Annotated in this window: 17 protein-coding genes; 10 read left to right on the top strand and 7 right to left on the bottom strand. The window is 60.6% G+C overall.

The window, feature by feature from the left end:
* Window positions 1–268: 268 nt before the first annotated feature.
* From KF886_23230 to KF886_23245, 4 genes are read right to left on the bottom strand one after another with little or no spacing between them, the layout of a single operon-like run.
* Window positions 269–2,161, bottom strand: coding sequence for a DUF4340 domain-containing protein (locus KF886_23230; GenBank protein ID MBX3180274.1), 1,893 nt, complete (start codon window positions 2,159–2,161; stop codon window positions 269–271).
* Window positions 2,158–3,834 (bottom strand): GldG family protein, encoded by a 1,677-nt coding sequence (locus tag KF886_23235; protein MBX3180275.1) that lies wholly within the window; start codon window positions 3,832–3,834, stop codon window positions 2,158–2,160. The genes KF886_23230 and KF886_23235 overlap by 4 nt, the downstream gene beginning before the upstream one ends.
* A 4-nt stretch (window positions 3,835–3,838) precedes the next feature.
* Window positions 3,839–4,672, bottom strand: coding sequence for an ABC transporter permease subunit (locus KF886_23240; GenBank protein ID MBX3180276.1), 834 nt, complete (start codon window positions 4,670–4,672; stop codon window positions 3,839–3,841).
* Window positions 4,672–5,418: an ABC transporter ATP-binding protein gene (locus tag KF886_23245; GenBank protein MBX3180277.1), complete on the bottom strand. Its 747-nt coding sequence runs from the start codon at window positions 5,416–5,418 to the stop codon at window positions 4,672–4,674. Before KF886_23245 ends, KF886_23240 begins: the two co-directional genes overlap by 1 nt.
* Before the next feature lie 349 nt (window positions 5,419–5,767).
* Here KF886_23245 and KF886_23250 point away from each other — a divergent pair, with 349 nt between their 5' ends.
* Window positions 5,768–5,926 (top strand): hypothetical protein, encoded by a 159-nt coding sequence (locus tag KF886_23250; GenBank protein MBX3180278.1) that lies wholly within the window; start codon window positions 5,768–5,770, stop codon window positions 5,924–5,926.
* Here KF886_23250 and KF886_23255 read toward each other — a convergent pair.
* Both KF886_23255 and KF886_23260 read right to left on the bottom strand, forming a co-directional pair.
* Entirely contained in the window at window positions 5,916–7,016 is a 1,101-nt protein-coding gene (locus tag KF886_23255; protein ID MBX3180279.1) for a pyridoxal-phosphate dependent enzyme, read from the bottom strand. The genes KF886_23250 and KF886_23255 overlap by 11 nt on opposite strands.
* A gap of 207 nt (window positions 7,017–7,223) precedes the next feature.
* On the bottom strand, window positions 7,224–8,156 hold the full coding sequence (locus KF886_23260; GenBank protein MBX3180280.1) for a TIM barrel protein: 933 nt from the start codon (window positions 8,154–8,156) through the stop codon (window positions 7,224–7,226).
* A 174-nt stretch (window positions 8,157–8,330) separates the two neighbouring features.
* On the opposite strand from KF886_23260, the gene KF886_23265 reads away from it, so the two are divergent.
* The 5 genes from KF886_23265 to KF886_23285 all read left to right on the top strand — a co-directional run bounded on the left by KF886_23265 (window position 8,331) and on the right by KF886_23285 (window position 12,829).
* The gene (locus KF886_23265; protein ID MBX3180281.1) at window positions 8,331–9,077 is read left to right on the top strand and encodes a TIGR04255 family protein; all 747 of its coding nucleotides are present in this window, start codon (window positions 8,331–8,333) and stop codon (window positions 9,075–9,077) included.
* A gap of 49 nt (window positions 9,078–9,126) precedes the next feature.
* Window positions 9,127–9,402, top strand: coding sequence for a hypothetical protein (locus KF886_23270; GenBank protein ID MBX3180282.1), 276 nt, complete (start codon window positions 9,127–9,129; stop codon window positions 9,400–9,402).
* Window positions 9,399–10,019, top strand: coding sequence for a hypothetical protein (locus KF886_23275; protein ID MBX3180283.1), 621 nt, complete (start codon window positions 9,399–9,401; stop codon window positions 10,017–10,019). Before KF886_23270 ends, KF886_23275 begins: the two co-directional genes overlap by 4 nt.
* Window positions 10,020–10,082: 63 nt before the next feature.
* On the top strand, window positions 10,083–11,237 hold the full coding sequence (locus KF886_23280; GenBank protein ID MBX3180284.1) for an exo-alpha-sialidase: 1,155 nt from the start codon (window positions 10,083–10,085) through the stop codon (window positions 11,235–11,237).
* 98 nt (window positions 11,238–11,335) lie between these two features.
* On the top strand, window positions 11,336–12,829 hold the full coding sequence (locus KF886_23285) for a hypothetical protein (GenBank protein MBX3180285.1): 1,494 nt from the start codon (window positions 11,336–11,338) through the stop codon (window positions 12,827–12,829).
* Window positions 12,830–12,929: 100 nt separating this feature from the next.
* On the opposite strand, the gene KF886_23290 is transcribed toward KF886_23285, so the two are convergent.
* Window positions 12,930–13,583 carry a hypothetical protein gene (locus tag KF886_23290; GenBank protein ID MBX3180286.1) on the bottom strand — a complete coding sequence of 218 codons (654 nt, stop codon included), beginning with the start codon at window positions 13,581–13,583 and terminating at the stop codon, window positions 12,930–12,932.
* Between the two features lie 501 nt (window positions 13,584–14,084).
* Between KF886_23290 and KF886_23295 the strand changes: the two genes are divergently transcribed.
* From KF886_23295 to dcd, 4 genes are all read left to right on the top strand, one after another.
* Window positions 14,085–15,671 carry a neutral/alkaline non-lysosomal ceramidase N-terminal domain-containing protein gene (locus KF886_23295; GenBank protein MBX3180287.1) on the top strand — a complete coding sequence of 529 codons (1,587 nt, stop codon included), beginning with the start codon at window positions 14,085–14,087 and terminating at the stop codon, window positions 15,669–15,671.
* Window positions 15,672–16,072: 401 nt separating this feature from the next.
* Window positions 16,073–16,555 (top strand): hypothetical protein, encoded by a 483-nt coding sequence (locus tag KF886_23300; protein MBX3180288.1) that lies wholly within the window; start codon window positions 16,073–16,075, stop codon window positions 16,553–16,555.
* A 23-nt stretch (window positions 16,556–16,578) separates the two neighbouring features.
* Window positions 16,579–18,048, top strand: coding sequence for a hypothetical protein (locus KF886_23305; GenBank protein ID MBX3180289.1), 1,470 nt, complete (start codon window positions 16,579–16,581; stop codon window positions 18,046–18,048).
* A complete protein-coding gene (gene dcd, locus KF886_23310) occupies window positions 18,045–18,653 on the top strand; it encodes a dCTP deaminase (protein ID MBX3180290.1) in 609 nt (202 codons plus the stop codon). The genes KF886_23305 and dcd overlap by 4 nt, the downstream gene beginning before the upstream one ends.
* The last annotated feature ends 51 nt before the right edge of the window (window positions 18,654–18,704 follow it).

Genomic DNA, 18,704 nt, shown 5'->3' on the forward strand with positions numbered 1-18,704 from the left:
CAACTCACCCGCCGGATAGATCCCTCCCATGAGATCCCCATCCTCCAGGTGGCCCGGCGCGACCGGGGAAAGCAATTTGCCTCTCCACGACCGGCGCCACGGCCTCAAACGTTGCAAAACCATAAATGTCCCCAATTTGTTGTCCCGTTGTTTATAGCATAGCGGGGGCAGCGTGTCAATAGTAAAACCCGCTGCAATTGCCCACACCACTATAAGTTAGGCGCGGTCCGGCTCGCCCCGGCTGGACAGTATTCGCGCTTTTTGTCTATTAATTACCCGTTCTCCCGCCGCCCGAACGCGTACGGATACCCGCAACCGCCGAACCAACCTGCTCGATAAGCGACTGCTTCACCCGATACACACCCGGTCGGGACGCCGTGCGCGCAAAGCGCTCGTCATCAATGCCCGGCGTCACCGCCCCGATTTCGAGCGGTCCCAACACCACCGGATCACCGCCGTCATGCTCCGGCGCCAGCGTCACCTGGATGGTGAAGCGGGGCGCGTCAAAGCCATATTCCGGCGAATCCGCCTCCGTCGATTCCTCCACGGCAACCGCCCGAAGGCCCGCCACCGCCAGCAGCAGCGTCATCGCGTCCTGCTGGTTCGGCATGAACCGGTCTTCCGGCGCGGTCACCACCCAACGGTTATACGCTTTTTCGAGCGTATATTCCACCCCGTCAAATTGGAAGACCATCTTCTGCGCGCGATCCAGTGAAAACCGCAGTAGCGACAAGTCCCGGAAATGTTGCGGCGAAGCGATCGCGAAGGCCACGTGCTCCTTCGGCACGCCCGCCACTTCGCCCGCATCCGTCAGCGCGTAGTAGCGATCCGGGTCGCCGGGATCGGGCGTCAGCCGGATTTCCAGCGGCTCCTCGCCCTCCGCGCCGGAGAAGCGGATGATCGCCTCCGGGTCGTCCAGCCCGTAGACTTCGGGCCCCTCGGGATAGAACTGCACGCCCTCGACGGACTTCAGCGCCGCGATATAGTGCGTCACGTACAACTCGTCGGTGTCGTCCAGCGGCGGGTCCACCATGGACCAGGCGTCGCCCTCGGAGGCGAGGCGCTCCAGCGTAAACGACGAATCCCGCCCGATATACTCGAGCTTGCGGAACGCGCCGATCCGCCGTGCAATCAGACGCCGCTCGCGGAGCGCGTTGATCCGCGGGTACAGCCGCGTGATGTGGCCATCCATCAGGAACACCGCCGGCTCCCCCTCCTTCCGGACCCACACGCCGCTGGCCCCACCCTCGCCGCCGACCGCGCCCATATCCCCGAAATAGAAGGTTTGCCGCCCGCCGCCTTCCGCGCCGTTCTCGATCGTTATGCGGGCCGTCGCGGGTTCCAGGCCATAGTCGGCGTAGGACTCCGGCGCGTCCACGAAATGCCGACCTCGCGCGTACTGGATCTCCTTGACCAGCTCGTCCACCTTCTCCTGGTTCGCCGCCGTGCTCACCGGGGAAATTTGCATCCACGGCGCCTCGGCGGAGGATCGCTCGACGATAATCACCACGTCCGATTCCGTGCCCACCGGCGGCGGGTCGGTCACCACCTCGAGCTGCCGCTCGTATTCCGCTTCGGTCATGATGCGCGCGAACTCCAGGCGCAGCACCGGCGCCTCGTGCCGGTCCACCAGCCAGGACTGGCGCAGCAGTTCCAGCGGGCGGTCCAGCTCAAACACGGCCTCCTTCTTCACCAGAAACACCGGGCCATCGTCCAGCTGGGCGTAGCGCAGGGTCTGTGTTGGCTCGAGAAACCCGAAGCGCAACGTGTGCCGCGCGCCCCCCGACTCCAGGCCGACCACCAGCCGCGGCAGCTCCAGCCCGTACGCCTCCAGCCCCAGCGCGCCCTCCGGAAGTGTGCGCTCGTTCATCAGCCTGGCCGTCTGCTCCGCGACCCGGTCCCAAAGCTCCGCATTCGGCTTGATCGTCGGGTTCGGCTCGCGGATCGTCCAGCTCCCCGACTCGTCACGCGCGCCGGCGGTGGGCTCGGCGTCCACCTGATCGATGGAGAGGCGCTCGATATCCGCCCCTTCGAAGCTGAACACGCGCTTCGCTTCCTGCGCCAGCTGCTCGCTCTGCGCCTGAAAATACTGCCAGCCAAAATACGCCAGAATCAGCAGCGCGAGCAGCGCGCCCAATTGCACCGTGTTCCGAAACTTCATCGGTACTTTCTCCGCAGGATATACACCGCGATGCCCGCCGCGATAATCAATTGCACCGTCAGCAGCGTGCTCACCCAGACGATGGCGCGCTTGTCCCGGTCGCTCAATACGATGGCCCGGTCCGTCTTCCCGGACGGGCGGATCGCGATCAGGTCCTCGCGCTCGCTGAGCCACGCGAACGTGTTCAGCATGAGGTTCAGGTTGCCCTGGACCTCCGTCATCAGCTGGCCGTTCGTCACGAAATCCGCATCGCCTACCACCACCACCCGGCTCGTCACCGGCTGGCCCGTTTCGTCCACGTTCTCCGTTCGCCGGACCGCCGCCGCCGCGATGGGCAACGGCCCGCCCCGCTCTTCCGCGTGCCGTACAAGCGGCCCGCCTTCGCGGAGTCCCTTGACGTCCGACTCGGCCCAGTAATCCGGCGTGCTGCGAAGCAATTCGGTCACCACCACGCCGTCCGGAACCTTCTCCGCGCGCGACACCGACCGGACCGACCCCAGCAGCAGCGCCTGGTCGAGGCTGTTCGTGATCGCGTGCTCCTTGTGGAACGACCCGTTGTACTGCATGAAGCCCGCGTCCACCCCTTCAAACGGCGCGTCGCTGTTGCGCAGTTCGAGCTGCCACGGCTTCTCCCGATCCTTCGAAAGCAACACATCGCTCCCCACCTGGATGCCAAACCGGGATTCCAGCCAGGGCCGTAACTGCTCGCCATGCCCGAGCGCGGCGTTCACCTCGGTCCACGGCTCCAGCAGCACCAGCAGGCGCCCGCCCTGCTCCAGGTAATCGTCGATCGCCTGAATCTCCAGCGGGTGCAGGTCGCCGCCCGGGTTGTTAATCACCAGGATATCGAGCTCCGGGGGCACTTCCGGGTTGCTGATCTGAATCGCCACCCGCCCGATCTGATACGACTCGCCCACGAGCAGGTTGCCAAACGCCGAACCGCCCGTTTGCGGATCCGTGTCGCTCAAATCCCGCTCCTGGTGGCCCGTGAGAAAGCCCACGTGCAGCTCGCTGTCCCGCAGCACGTTAATCAGCGCATTGGTGAAATCGCGCTCCTCCAGCCGCGGGCTGCCCCCGCTCAGCGTAATCACCCGCTGCCGCCCCCCAGACCGGATCACGATAGTGCCCTGCGTGGAGACGTGCGTCAGCCCCATCGCCTCAAGCCGCGGCATCTCGATCTGCGGATCCAGCTCCTCCACCTTCAGCAGCCCCGTGTGTTTCCGGCACTGCTCCAGAAAGCGCAGCGTCTTGTCGCGCGCGATCCACACCAGTTCGTCGTCCAGCCGCAGGAAGAGACAAAGAACCTCCACTTCGCGGTTCATCGACTGGAGCACCTGCACCGTCTGCGGCGCCAGTTCGCGACGCCCCTCCTGCGTCAGATCCCACGAGGCGTCCCACTTGGAGAAAAAGACGAACAGCACAACGCAGATGCCCAGGAAAAAGAAGGTCGAAAGCGCCGCGTTCACGCCGCCCGCGGCCCAACCCTCCCAGCCGGCGCTCCCGGCGAGACCGGCGGTCGCCATCACAAGCCACGCCGCGCCAAGCGCCAGGCCGAGCAACAGCGCGCCCCACACCGCGCCCGCGTACGCGCTCTGCTGCCACACGAGCAGGTTCAATGAAATCGCCAGGCATCCCGCCGACGCCAGGCCCGTCAGGGTTCGTATACGTGACACGCTGCTAACCCCTCCAGTTCCGGCTTTCGAGCGCCCGGAACGTCAAGAAAATGAAAAACGCGCTGAAAAGCACGTAGTACGCAATATCGACCGGCTGCACCACGCCCAACGCCATCTCCTTGGCGTGCGCGTCGATCGGCAACTCCACCACCAGACCGCGGAACACGGCGTAAAACGTCGCCACGGTTTCGCGCAGGACCGGTGGCCACCCTTCGGGCGCCGGGCTCGTCGCCGGCATGTCGTCGCCGAGGTTGCCCAGAATGAAAAGGATCAGTGTCAGGCCGAACGTGATCGTGCCCGACATAATTTGCGTCTTCGTGATCGACGATACAAAAAGCCCCAGGCTGATGCACGCCTGGCCCATCAGAAATACCGTCAGCAACCCGAATACGAGCACCGGCGGCTCCACTCCCTCCACATACCAGCCCATGATGATCAGGTTCACCCCGATGCACAGCATCATCATCCCGAGCACCCCGAGCGCCGCCAGGAACTTGCCGAAGATGATCTCCCGGTCGCGCAGCGGCTGCGTGAGAAGAAACTCGATGGTCCCCCGATGCCGCTCTTCCGCCAACAGCCGCATCGTGATCAGCGGCGTCAAAAACATGATCAGCATCCCGCAAAACACCAGGTACGGGCTGAGAAAGGTCTCTTCAAAATCCGGCACCGCGGTAAACGCGTACATCGTCGGGTTCTGCGTCACCTCCGCGTGCATCGTGAAGGATATCGAAAAGGCCAGGCCCGCGATCAGCGCGACCATGCCCACCACAACGTAGCCCACCGGCGTAAGGAAGAACGCCTTGAATTCGCGCTTGCATACCGCCCAGGTGTTCCGCATCACGCGCCCTCCCCGGTCGCCAGCGGCGCCCGGTCCGCCGTGATCGCTTCCAGAAACAGCGTCTCCAGCCCGGTGCCGCCCCCTTCCCCCGGCAGATTCTCTATCGGCCGCTCCGCCACCACGCGGCCCTGGTTGATGATGATCGCCCGTTCGCACAGCATCGCCACCTCCGGTAGAATGTGCGTGCTGATCAAAACCGTGTGCTTTTCGCGCAACCCCCGGATCATCTGCCGGATCTCCACGATTTGAGCCGGATCCAGGCCCACCGTCGGCTCGTCCAGTATCAACACCGGCGGGCTGCCAATCAGCGCCTGCGCCAGCCCCACCCGCTGCCGATAGCCCTTCGAAAGGTTCCCGATCAGCCGGTTGGCCATGTGCGACAGCCCGCAGCGCTCCAGCGCGGATCCCACTTCATTCCGCCGCTGGCCTTTCTCCACCCCCTTCAGCTCCGCCACATACTGCAAAAAACTCGAAACCACCATCTCGTCGTACAGCGGCACGCGCTCCGGCAGGTACCCGATGCGCCGCTTCACTTCCAGCGGCGACGCATGCACTTCGAAACCCGCGATCCGCGCCTCGCCCCGCGTCGCCGGCGCAAACGCCGTCAGAATGCGCATCGTTGTGCTTTTCCCCGCGCCATTCGGGCCCAGAAATCCCACGATTTCGCCCGATGCAACCTGAAAGGAGACATCCTGCACGGCCGCGATGGGACCGTAAAACTTTGTGATCCCCTGAACGTCAATCATCACAGTTCTCCGTCAAAGTGGCAAAAAGTGGGCTCTCGCCAAGCAGCGAAAAGTGCGAAAAAAATTAAATCTCCGCAACGCTCGATCCAAGTAATCTGTTGACACCCGGCAATTCCCGCAGGCTTTGCCGGGCAATTTCTGCCTTGATATCGCTCCAAAATGGAGCCGTTCTTGCCCATCCGCGCCGTAGCGACCACTTAGTGTATGGTTGGCCGCGTTTTTAATTCAAGTTGTCAAACAACTCCAGGAGTTGGCACGGTCCATGCTCCACCTATCGATGCAAGGAGTTCGCTGCAGAAAGGCAGGCATCGTTATGGTCGTACAATGTTGCGTTTGTAAGAAAGTCCGGATGGACGGAAACTGGGTCGATGCCCAGGCCGACCAGGTTCGGCTCGCGGAAGTCAGCCACGGGTACTGCCCCGTCTGCGCCGACGACGCGTTCCGGGAAGTCCGCGAATACCACCGCCACAACTTCCGGGGATTCACCGCCCGTGCGCTCAACACCTGATATCGGGCGCCGGTCCGGCGCCCCCAAAGTAACGATGGAACGCCGCCGGAAGTTGATGGTGGTCCACCGATTTGACTTCGGGGCCAATCGGCCGTGAATTATACGTATTCCAGAATAGCGCCGGGCCGCCCCGCAATCGCCCCGCCGGCGCATCGTCCAGCAGGCACGCCAGCGCCTTGCCCGTGTACGTCGCTTCCAGCGTCACCCCCTCCCGCGCCCTGACCCGCGCCACCGCCTCGCGCGCCGCATCCGTCGCCCGCGCGTAGCCCGCTCCGAGAAAGCCCTCCCGTAGCCGGAACTGCGCCTCGGGGAATTCCAGGTTCGGAAAACCCGGATCCGCCCTTCGCAGCAGGCCCACCGTCCGCGCGAACAGCATCCGCGCGCGCTCGGGGCTCGTAAAGGGCGGCGCGGTGACGCGCACCGCGTGCACCTCGGTCTTGAGCCCCGCCACCATCAGGCCGATCAGCAGCCCGGCGCACGTGCCCATCGTGCCCGACGCCACGTAGAGGGCCGCCGGTTCCGGCAATTCGCCCGCCCGCACCTGCTCCGCAAGCTCCAGGCCCGCGTTCACAAATCCCACCGTGCCCAGGGGCGAGCTGCCGCCCGCGGGGATGATGTAGGGCCGGGGCGTCCCTTCCCGGACCGCACGCACGACTTCCTCCACCGTGCCCCGCGCCACCGCCGCCCGACCGAGATACAGCCGAAGGTCGGCCCCCGCCGCGTGGCCGCGAAGCAGATTCCGCGGGATCGCCGAGGTATAAGGCTGCGGCGCGAGCATGGAGATGGCCCCGAATCCCAGCCGCCGCGCGTAGATCGCCGTCGCCAGGGCGTGGTTCGACCCGGCCGCGCCAAACGTCAAGACGGTTTGCGCCCCCCGCGCGCGCGCCGCGCCAAGCAGGAACTCCAGCTTCCGCACCTTGTTCCCGCCGTATTCCGGGCCGGTGAGGTCGTCGCACTTCACATACAGCGCCGCACAGCCCGCCTCCGCGGCAAGCTCCGGCCACGCCCGCACCGGCGTCGGCAAGGCGGCGAGCGCCACGTGCGGCAGGGTCTCGCGTAGCTTGGGAAAACTATCGAATAGGACACGCATACCGCCGCGACACTGCTCCAAGGTAGAGGTCAGCCCAATCGCCCCCTTCGGCAACGCCCCCGCTCGGTCTTCCCGTTGAATCCTGTTTGCGGAACACGGCCACCACTTTGGCAAGGAGCACGAAATACGAATACTTCACGCCATCTCCGCGCCGCCCAGTTCACACGGGCGGGCAACCGACGCCCGGTCGCCCGCCCGCGTCAAACCTCAGCCGCGCAATTTGATCAGAAGCTTGTTCGCGGCCGCAATGCCGTCGATTTCGCTCATGATGTTGCCTTCATACTCGATCCCGATATACCCGTTGTACCCGTGCTTGTCCACGCAGATCTGGAGCATCCGCTCAAAATCAACCATTTTCCGGTCCCGGTCCGTGTGGAGCCCCGTTTCCGCGTCAAAATCATAGCACTTGGCGGAAAGCGCCTTGGCGTAGGGCATCAGCCGGTCGATCCCCTCGTAAATATCGACATCTTCCGGGAAATTCCCGAAATCGGGCAGCGTGCCGAAGCGCGGGTGATCCACCGCCGCCATCAGCTTGTCCATGCAGTCGGGGTACGACGACGGACCGCCGTGGTTCTCGATGATCACGTTGATATTCTTCTTGTCGCCATACTCGCAGAGCGCGTGAAAACCCGGCACGGACCGCTTCACAAAGTCGTCCAGCAGCGCCTCGTCCTTCTCCGTGCCCTTTTCCGCGCCCGCCCAGTTCATGCGGATGGAATGGCAGCCAAAGTCCGCCGCGTAGTCGATCCACTCCGAATGGCGCTTCACCGCGTCATCCCGCTGCTCCTGCGCCGCCCCGCCGATATTGCCCTGGCCGTCGATCATGATCAGCAGAATCTTCACATTATGATCCGAAGCGTTCTTCGCCAGCTGGTCGCGCCAGGCCTTTTCCGTGCTCGGCAGCATCCCGCTGACCAGCTCGATCGCCTCGATGTCCCACGTCTCCCGCGTCATCTTCGGCATGTCGAGCATGGGAACCTTCCCCTCGCCCTCGCCGATTGTGCGGTGCAGCGACCAGCCCGCCAGCGAAATCCCGTATTCGCGCTTCGTTGCGGCCATGGCCGATCCTCCCAGCGCCAGGGCCGCCGCCCCGGCCGCCGTCTGTTGCATGAATGTGCGGCGTGTCGTGTTCGTCTTCATGGAATGGATGCTCCGTTTCGAGGTGTGTCCAAGCATTGAGGGGCCGTAGGGAAGCCGGCTGGCTATTCCCGGCGCTATCAAACGCCCCTTACGTCAAGCCCATAGTACACGACAAAACGCGCGTTGATTGCAACCGGCGCCCCGGCTATACTGGACGATACGGAGCACATCCGCATGGCACTGGAGACGAATTTGATCGCCAAACTTCCAAGAAGGATCAGCCCCTGCCCGATTAACGAGGCCATTCTCGAAATCCGGTTTCAGACTCGGCCCGATTTTCTCGGCGGCGCGGTTTTTGGATTGCTCTACAAGGAATTCCGCAATCAGTACAGAGACGTTCAGAAGCAGCCTGTGCTACAGATCCCGGAGCAAATGAGGACGAACGACCCGGGACTCATGTACTTGCCCGAGTACCACTTGACCGGCGGCCCGTTTAAACTGCTTATCGGACAGCGGGTCCTATCTGTCGTTGTCGCCGGAGAATATTCCGGATGGCCGGCTTTCCTTGTGCGTGTTGAGGAGGTGTTGGAAGCAGTTCGCTCGCTTGAATTCATAGACCGTTTAGAACGGCTCGGGCTCCGGTACATCAATGTCTTCGATTTCGACATATTCGATCATTCCACGCTTGCCCTCATACATGGCGGCGCCCCGCTGGAAACCAGGAGCACAAGAATCGTTTCGCGCATTGAGGCCGACGCATTTGAACACACCCTGACCGTGGCCAACGGGCTGAAAGTGCGCAACGAGAATGATGTAATCGGCGAGAGTATTATCGATATCGACACAGCGACTTCAACTGGATTGGAAGGCTTTTTTGATTCGCCGCGCTCCGTTCTGGAAGAAGCCCACAACCGCGAGAAGAAGCTATTCTTCAGCCTCTTGAGGCCAGAGTACATCGACTCGCTCAATCCAGAGTATTGAAAAGGGATCGGCCATGGTGGACGTTCAAAATGCATCAACAGGAAGCTCCATGACAGGACTGGTGCTGGGCGGGCTAATCACAGTATCCGCGGCTACAAATGCGGGCAACGCACCCGCGCTGGAATATGGAACGCCGTTGCTTTCCGAGCAATTGAGGGAATGGGAGTGGGATTCAGGACGCGTTGTGTGCGGTTCAAGTGCGATTACCACTGAACAATGGAGGATGGCGTTGACCCAGTTCGCAGGCCGAATGTTGGAAAACACGGTGGCGCCAGATCCTGAATTCGACGCGATTGTGATGGAGCATTTCTGGGACCTGGCATGATATCGGAAGGCCAGTTTGAAGAAATCAAACGGTTCCTCCCGCAATTCCTCTCGGCGGAAGCGCAAAGGGATTTATTTCGCAGCATTCTCCAGTTTCCAGACAATCTTAACAGTCGAATGTATTCTCCGGCGTTGCTGCGGGAGACCGAATTTCTCCAGGGCGATGGCGTCAAAAGCATGCCGTTTGTGTTGCTGCCAAGAACCGATTTCGGAAGGCAACCTGCGATAATCCTCTCAAATTCATGTGACTTGTCATTGGATAACAGCCGATTACTTGACCTCCGCGTGAATTATGCGCCGATACATAAGCTTGAGAAGTACGAGAACCTGCTTCGAAACCAAAAACCACGAGATTCAAATCGAATCGCGAGCCACTTGGCGGCGATTCGGAGACAGGAAGTATCACACCTGTTCTATTTGCCAGATGGGCCTGGTGGGCCGGGGTACGAAGGTCTGGTGAGATTGGATACAATTCAAAACGCATCACTGGGTGAGTTATCGACTAACCGCATTCCTCAGGACCGGTTGTTTACGTTCAGCAATTATGGCCAATACCTGTTTCTCGTAAAACTGTCCATACATCTAACAAGAATTCGTGACGGTGTCGATAGACACTGACTGCCGAGATGCTGAATCCAATTCGTGTCGCGGGCCGCTTATTTCGGGGAGTCTACACCGATTATGTCAAATCGTCAGTTACCTGATTCTGTCGCACGGCGTCCATCGTACTGGACGGCGCCATTGTTCCTGATACTGTTCGCATGCGCAAGCGCAGCCCCATCACAGACAATCCCCGAATCCATCCCCGTTTTCACCGCGGGCCAGGACGGCTACCACACTTACCGCATCCCCGCCATCATCACCACGCCCAACCACGTGCTCGCGTTTTGTGAGGGCCGCCGGGAGGGCCGCGGGGATTCTGGGCAGATCGACCTTGTCCTCAGGCGCAGTTCCGATGGCGGCGCGACGTGGTCCGATCTCTCCGTAGTCGCGTCCGAAGACGGCTATACCACCGGAAACCCCGCGCCCGTGTGGGTTCCGGAGACGGGCGAGGTGCTCTTGCTCCTTACCCGCAACCCCGCGAGCGCCCACGAAAAACGCATTCTCACGGGCGAAGACCCGCCCCGCTCCATATGGATCACGCGGAGCGCGGACGAAGGCGCAACCTGGTCCGATCCGGTGGACATCAGCGCCACGACACGGCGCGCCGACTGGCGCTGGTACGCCACCGGCCCCTGCCACGCCATCCGCCTGCAATCGGGCCGCTTACTGGTCCCGGCGAACCACTCGAAAAGCCCGGATCATGCGGACTGGTTTTCCCATGTCATCTACAGCGACGATCACGGCGCAACCTGGGCGATCGGCGGCGTCCATCAGGGCTATACCAACGAATCGGCCGTCGCCGAGCTGCCGGACGGCCGCGTTTATCAGAACATGCGCAGTTATACGGGTGAAAAGCGGCGGCGCGTGTCCTGGAGCGGCGACGGTGGCCTGACCTGGACGCCGGACCGCACGGACGAGGCCCTGATCGAGCCCGTTTGCCAGGCAAGTGTCCTCTACCTCCCCGAATCGGACGGTTTTCCCGGCGGGCTCGCTTTCTCGAATCCGGCCAGCGAAGGCCGCGAAAAGATGACTGTTCGCCTCAGCCTGGATGGCGGTGAAACCTGGGCCGCGGCACGGGAGCTCCACCCCGGCCCGAGCGCCTATTCCGATCTCGTGCTCCTGCCGGATGGCGCCCTGGGCTGCCTCTATGAACGGGGACAGGAGAGCGCCTACGAACAGATCGTCCTGGACCGGATGGCGCCGGAATCCCTGTTGGCCGGTACAATCCGGTAGAATTCCCTGGAACCGGCTGTTGCCGGACGGCGCCGCCGCCCGGTCTCTCGCAACCTTTGGACCCGGCCCAATCGGCCAATGCTGGAGTATTAATAACCATGCGAGCTTTCTTGTGTGTGGCCGCGCTTTGCGGCGTTGCCCTGTCCGCCCAGGCGGAATTCGCCGACTACCGCTTCGTGCCCCCGGCCAAAGCGGACGCCGCCGCCGCCCGGACCACCGCCCAGGCCGAAAACGCCGCCTCGCGCTACCGCCAAGAGGCCGTCCCGCTTTATCAGATTGACGACTACGCCGGCCAGCGCAAGGCCCTGGAGCAGGCGGCAAAGGGATCCGCGCTGCACGTCGCCGCGGGCGCCGATCTCGGCTGGGAGGCCGATGCGCTCTTCGAAAAGCCCGAACGCGATCAGGACGCCTGGGTCTGGCGCGCCGCGATCAGCTCGGTGGACGCCACCGCCCTCCGCTTCCAGGTCGATCTCTCCCGACTGTCCCACGACGAGACGGTCTGGGTGGTGGACATTCAGGGCGCCGGCGCCTTCGGGCCCTATACCGCGGCCGATGCGGAGCCCGGGGGACGTTGGCTCGCCACCACCGAGGGCGACACCGCCATCCTGGAGCTGCGCTCGCCCCGCCCCGAGCTGCCCTTCCTCGCGCTGGAGCGCCTTTCGCACTATTACGGGGACATCCTCCCCAAACAGACGCCCTGCCCCCTCTCATCGGACTGCGTCGATGACATCACCTTTCAGGAAGTCAGCACCGGTATCGGACGCGTCACCGTGACCGACGAAAGCGGCAACGGCGCGCTGTGTTCCGGCGCCCTCCTGAACAACGCCCTGACGGACGCCCTCGAGCCCTTCTTCCTCACGGCCGACCACTGCTTCCAGGATTTCCCCGCCACCATCCGCGCTTCCGGCGTCGAGGTTCTCTGGGATGTGCGCACCAACGGCTGCCCGGGCGCCGAACCCTCCAATGCCCAGATCGCACAAATGCCGCGCAGCACCGGAGCGTCATTCATCGCCAACAGCACGTCCCTCGACGCCATGCTCCTCACCCTCGGCAACGTGCCCATCGGAAATCTCGGGCGCGCCTGGCTCGGCTGGGACACCCGCGCCCCCCGCATCAACGACTTCGCCGCGGGTATTCACCACCCGCGGGGAACCGCCATGAAAGCGAGCTTCGGGCGCGTGACGGACATCAACGTGAATACCCAGTTCGGCAGCGGCCAGACCACCATACGGTGGAGTGACGGAATCACCGAAGGCGGGTCTTCGGGATCTCCGGTCATGTTCGACGACGGCGCGCTGCGGGTCTTCGGTATGCTCAGCAACGGAAACTTCCAGTCGTGCGCCAACAACGAGGCGCGCGTCGACCAGTATTCGTCGTTCCAGAGCTTCTTCTCCGCCATACAGGCCAGTATAAACTCGGAAAACCCGGTCACCTCGGGGCAGGCCGTCTACCGCGTCAACGGCTCGCGGGGCGGCGGATTTGAAGCGTGCTTCGCGCCGGCTCCGGCCTCCAGCCAGAGCAACGCCGGCAACGCCGCCCTGGGCGCCCTGGCCCTCCTCGCCATGCTGGGCGCGGCGCGCCGGCGGCCCTGAGCCCGGCCGGGATCAATCATTCCAATACAAAAAAGCGGGCCCGACGCCAGCACCCCTGGCGTCGGGCCCGCATGGTATTGCCTCCGATATCCGGCCCGTGTCAGCCGTTGAACGGGCGGTTGTAGCGACCGAATGTCCGCGCGCTGTCCTCCGTCATCGGGAAGCGATCCCCCGGGTACCGGATGAAGTCCACATGGCCGTCCATGTACAGCACATTCGCGCCGCCGGGCACATGATTGAAATCCGCGCTAAACGTCGAAATATGGTCCCACACGATAGGAACCTCGCTCTGGGCCCGCGCGCTGCCGCCCGGATTGTTGATATCCGTAATCAGGAAGCGCTCGATCCCCTCGCGCAGGCGGAGCAGCCGGTTGCCCCCGCTCGTCTGGGTCCCCGCGTAGGCCGCGCTCACCGTGAAATCATTGTCGCTCTGTTCGCCGTTCGTGTTCACGTTGGCCAGCGCCAGTTCACCCCACGGCGTGCTGTCCTTGAATTCCTGCTCCGAGTAGCGGCCGCCTAAGTCCGTCCCGATTGTGCCCACCAGCGGCCCGAGAATGTTCACGTCATCCATGATGAGCCAGCCCGTATAGTCGAATGGCTCTTTCAGGAACTCACACGGGTCGATCACGCCATTTTGGTTGCCGCCGCCGTCGTAACGGGCCAGCGCGGACTCAAACCGCGCCCAGGACGGACACCACGCCACATTCGCGTCGGTCAGATATTCCGGCATCAACTGCGTGCCATCGAAGATCATCGCATCGCTCAGGGTGACCCCGTCGCAGTTGAAGGTCTTCCGGCGCGGGTACTTCTCACCCGGCGACTCCCCCGCATACATCTTCATCACCAGGCCGATCTGCTTCAGGTTGTTCTGGCAGGCCGCCCGGCGCGCGGCTTCACGGGCGCGCGCAAGCGCCGGCAGCAGGATCGCCGCCAGGATACCGATGATCGCAATGACCACCAGCAGTTCAATCAGGGTAAATCCGCGCTTCAGTTTCATCGTTCCATGTCCTCTCTCGACTCAGTCAGGGCCGGGCCTGGTTAGGCGTGCCGATTGCTGTTCACAACTTTCCAAACGGCATGCCGACATTACACAACAGTTCAGGCAGTATAACAAATGCCGCTCTGCCACGCAATTGATATGTGCCGCTCGCCTTCGGGCACATAAAACCCCGCATTCGCAAGCCCCGAACGCTGGGATCGGGCCCGCGGCCCCTGCTATCATGATCCAACCCCTCACTTTGGAGTACCGCAGTTCATGGCCTTCGTCCGAAATCACAAAGTCCTCACCGTCCTCATTCTCATGCTGCTCCTCGCCGCCCTATGGTTCCGGGGGAGGCTCCGCGGACCCTACCCCGACTACGCCCTCGATTTCCTGATTCCCGAGGACATGTCCGTGGCGCCCCGGGGCCTCGAAGTCGGTGTCGGCATGGAAGATATCAGCCCCGATTTCAGCCTGTACGACACCTGGACCGACGTGAACGAAAACAGCCGCTACGACAAGGGCGTCGACACGTTCGAGGACCGCAACGGCAACGGGAAGTTTGACCCGATCTGGCTCGCGGGCTTCAGTTCAAACCGCCCGGCGAAGGGCATCAACGACACCCCCTGGACCCGCGCCATTGCCCTGCGAAACAACGGCGTCACCCTCGTCCTCGTTACTATCGACAGCGTGGGGATCTTCCACAACGACTTCATCGCGGTGCGCGAGGCGGTCAGCGCGGAACTCGGCATCGATCACATCATGTTTTCAAGCAGCCACACGCACGAGACCCCCGACACCATGAAGATATGGAGCGGGCCCGTCCCCATCCTGGGCTACGACGGGCGCTACATGGACATGGTCCGCGAGAAAACGCGCGACGCCATCGAGAGCGCCGTTCACGCCCTGCGCCCCGCCGATATGTACTGCACCACGGTCGAAATCGCGCCCGAGGGCTTCGTGAATGACTCGCGCCTGCCCGAAGTCATGGACAACACCATGTACCTCATGCGCTTCACCAAACGCGAGACCGACGAGACTATTGCGACCTTCGTGAGCTGGGGCAACCACCCCGAGGCGCTGGGCGGCAAGAACGGCTACATCACCTCCGACTTCCCCCACTGGCTGCGCGAAGGCGTGGAAAACGGCGTGCCCGATCCCGCCGGCGTGGAAGGCTTCGGCGGCATGTGCCTCTACTTCCAGGGCCAGATCGGCGGGCTCATGACCCAGCTCCACACCACCGTGCCACACCGCGACGGCCAGAAAAGCTTCCGCGACGCCTCCTTCGAAAAAGCCCAGGCCCTCGGCGAGAACCTCGCCATCGTCGCCTGCAACGCCCTTCGCAGCGACCGCGTCTGGAAAAATGAAAACCCGCGCCTCGCCGTGGCCGCGCGGACCATCCGCGTGCCCGTGCAGGGCATGTACAAGTACGCCATGATGCTCGGGCTCATCCACGAAGGCTACAAGCTCGGCCAGGGCGCGCGCACCGAGATCAACGTCATCCGCATCGGCGGCGTGCTCATGCTCAGCACCCCCGGCGAAATCTACCCCGAAATCGTCGAAGGCGGCGTCGAAGCCCTCCCCGGGCGCGACTTCGAAATTGCGCCCGTGGAAGTCCCCCCGCTCCGCGAGGAAATGGAGCGCAACGCGCGCATGGCCCTCGTCATCGGCCTGGCCAACGACCAGATCGGCTATATGGTCCCCAAGAGCCAGTGGGACGTGAAGCCCCCCTTCGTCTACGGCGACAAAGCCCAATACGGCGAATCCAACTCCGGCGGCCCCGACGTGGCCCCGACGATCCACCGGGAATCGTGGAGACTGCTGGAAGAGATGAACGCGGTGTATCCGGAGCCTGGGACATAGAATGTCTGCCGAACTTTAGCGGCACGAAGTCCAGCTGTTTCCTCCTCGTCTCAATTCGAGGCCGCAGTGGAAGCCCGGACCAATGTGAACGCAGGCGGCTCGTCGATCACTCACCAGTGGCGCGTATTTCATAAAGGGTGATACCTGGGGCCAATCGTCTCCACTGCCGACCGAGCCTATATAGGGAAAAATCCACGGTCGTGCGTGCTATCGTCGCAGTATCGAGCCATGACGATTCAATGGCGACACTACTTCATACAGCTAGAATTTTGCCGAAAACCTTAACTTGACTATTTCGATTTTGTGGTGCATGCTACATGCAGGAGAAACGAACCGGAACACATACCTTATGTTGTATGCGTAGGTTTCTGTGGCCCAACATGCGGAAGGGATTACAATCAATGTCAACCATTTTCGAGTCAAGCGATCTGTTTGAAGCCAGCATCCGACTTGAGGATGCTGCGGCTAGCCTTGCACAGATTGCGGAGACCTGTAAGCTCGATGCGACTGACACCGGGTCGCTGAAATGGGCAGGCGATCTCTTGCGGTCTGTAGACTGGGATTTTCAAAAGGATTCTCCTAGGCATATAAATCCCGATCTCGCTGTGCAGGCAACGAGTATCAGGCCGTTTTTCTATAACGTATTGATTGAATCCAGGGATCAATTCATCGCAGCCGGTATTAGTAGTGAGGAGGACGCGTTAGACTTTTTCAGAAACTTTTACGGACTGCTAAATGGCGAAAAGGCACCAAGTGATATTTCGAAGTCGCACTTGAGTCTAGCTTCCAAGTTTCTACATGAGATTTCAAGGGGATTATTACTCGAAGTTACTGGAAACTACCATGCTGGATTCGAACATCGAACGGAATTTTCCACATTCTAGCGCAAAAGGCAGGGGGTTAGAGCTTGAAAGAGACTAACTGGTGCGAGGTGCTCCTTCGTAACGAGGTTGTTCGCTGTTCTCAGAAAATTGCGAACCATGCACTTAAACTGGAGCAGGCATTGGATTTTCCAAACGAGGCTCCAGAATACTATGCGCGCCTTGTTGGTGGCACCGCAAAGACAATTCATTCTCACGCGGCTGATATACCGCCAGACTTGCTTCAAAAAGCAAACATTTTCTTGCGAGATCTGTGGGGGATTCTTCGAAATGCTGAACGCTCAAGAATCTCGGCAACTCCATGGAGTATGATTCAGTCACTGGAAGAATTCTGCAGGCAATGTGTGGATGGCTCCGACACCAGCTTTCTCATTCGGCCTCAGTGGACACGAAACTACTCTGTCCAAGTTGATGAGTGGGTATCTAAATTGCGAAATTTGATTCTCGCTTTTCGTTGTTTCCCCATCAATGAATGGGAGCAGAATACCGATGCTTGCGACCCCAATGGCCCGATTCGGAAAATATATACGATTTCTTTTCCAAGAATGGAGAGGAACAATGTTCTACTTCACTCGGCATTGGGTCACGAGATCGGTCATATAGTTTCGGAAACACACGTACAGTCTACCTTTAAGAGCGCTTGGCTTCAAGAAGAGCGTGAATTCAAGAAAGCCTTTGAAGATGACGCCAAGAGAAGAGATCCGATCTCCGGGAGCGAAGGAGAACTATTTAAGTCCGCGATCGAGGATCGAATATCTGAAAGGGTTTCTTCTGACCTCAGCGTTGCTCGCAACCTAATTGTCCAGGCATTCAGAGAACTTTGTGCGGATGCTGTGGGCTTTCATCTATTCGGCCCTGCCGCCTTCGCCGCATACTCGGAAATTGCAGCATGTGCCGATTTGGACGCCAGGCCTATGCGGCGCAACGAGTACTATCCGCCTTGGCGTTTCAGGCTTCGAACTGTTGGGAATCAAATAATCGACCAATTGGACCGCAACAAAACACACAGCAAACTTGAAGAGCCAATGTTAAGCCCGTTCGTCGAGTGGCTTCGGGTCGTCATAGAATTCTCGAGACATGAGACGGATATGCGGAGTATTGACGCAGACATCGTAACCCGGTATTCGTACCAATTCGTGAACCGGCACTTCCCTATACTCCGGGCAAAAGTAATTGAGAACCTGCCAGATGCCGTCCGATTCCCTTACGATATCGTTTCGCAGTCTTCTAAGATTCTTGAGTTATTAAAGAGACTTGAACAGGGAGTGCCACCCAATGAGATTGGCTCTTGGCCAGATACTATGCCAGCGGCACTGGCAGATATCTTGAATGCGGGATGGGCGTTCAAATTCTACAAAGCGAGTAGCAACCCAACTGAGCCAATGAACGAAGTATGTGACAATCTTTGCTTGCTCCTATTGAAGTCAATTGAATCCTCATTTGTGCAAAACAAATATCAGAACCACTTGCCCAACGAAAAGTTGCTTCAGACATGAGTACTATCACCAAAGTCGCCCTTGAAGAACGACTTAGGAACACGAATCCTGTCGAACGGCTGGTCATTACACCAATGCTGACAGTAGAGCAAGTTGGTGGGGCATCAATCGACGTTCGATTGGGAAATCAATTTATATTGTTTCACACCCATACATTTGGAGCTTTCGACAAGAAAGAATTGACGGGTAGGCTTAGGGCCGCTCAGGAACGCTTCATTGTCCCGTACGGGGGGAGTTTTGTGCTTCATCCTGGCATGCTGGTACTTGCGGCGACTCTCGAGTATTTCTCACTTCCCTACAATCTTGAATGCCAAATTGAAGGTAGATCCTCTTGGGCGAGGGTGGGTCTTCAGATCGCAACAGCGTCTACAGTTGAACCGTTATTTAAGGGAGTCGTCACGCTGGAGTTATCCAACGTCGGAACTATTCCCCTGCGACTACATCCTGGTATTCGAATAGCTCAAGCTGTATTTCACGACGCAGTTCCTTCTGTATCTTGTGTCGAGGCTCGAAAGAGAAAGTACCATGGGGCAATCGGCCCTGAGTTTAGCAAGGTCCATGAAGACAAGGACATCGAGATTTTCAGCCAGACTCTCAGCCGATGAAGAAGCACTCCAATGAATCCTATTCTATACTTCCTTGCTGCCAAATCATTA

The organism is Candidatus Hydrogenedentota bacterium (assembly GCA_019637335.1).
Taxonomy (GTDB): domain Bacteria; phylum Hydrogenedentota; class Hydrogenedentia; order Hydrogenedentales; family JAEUWI01; genus JAEUWI01.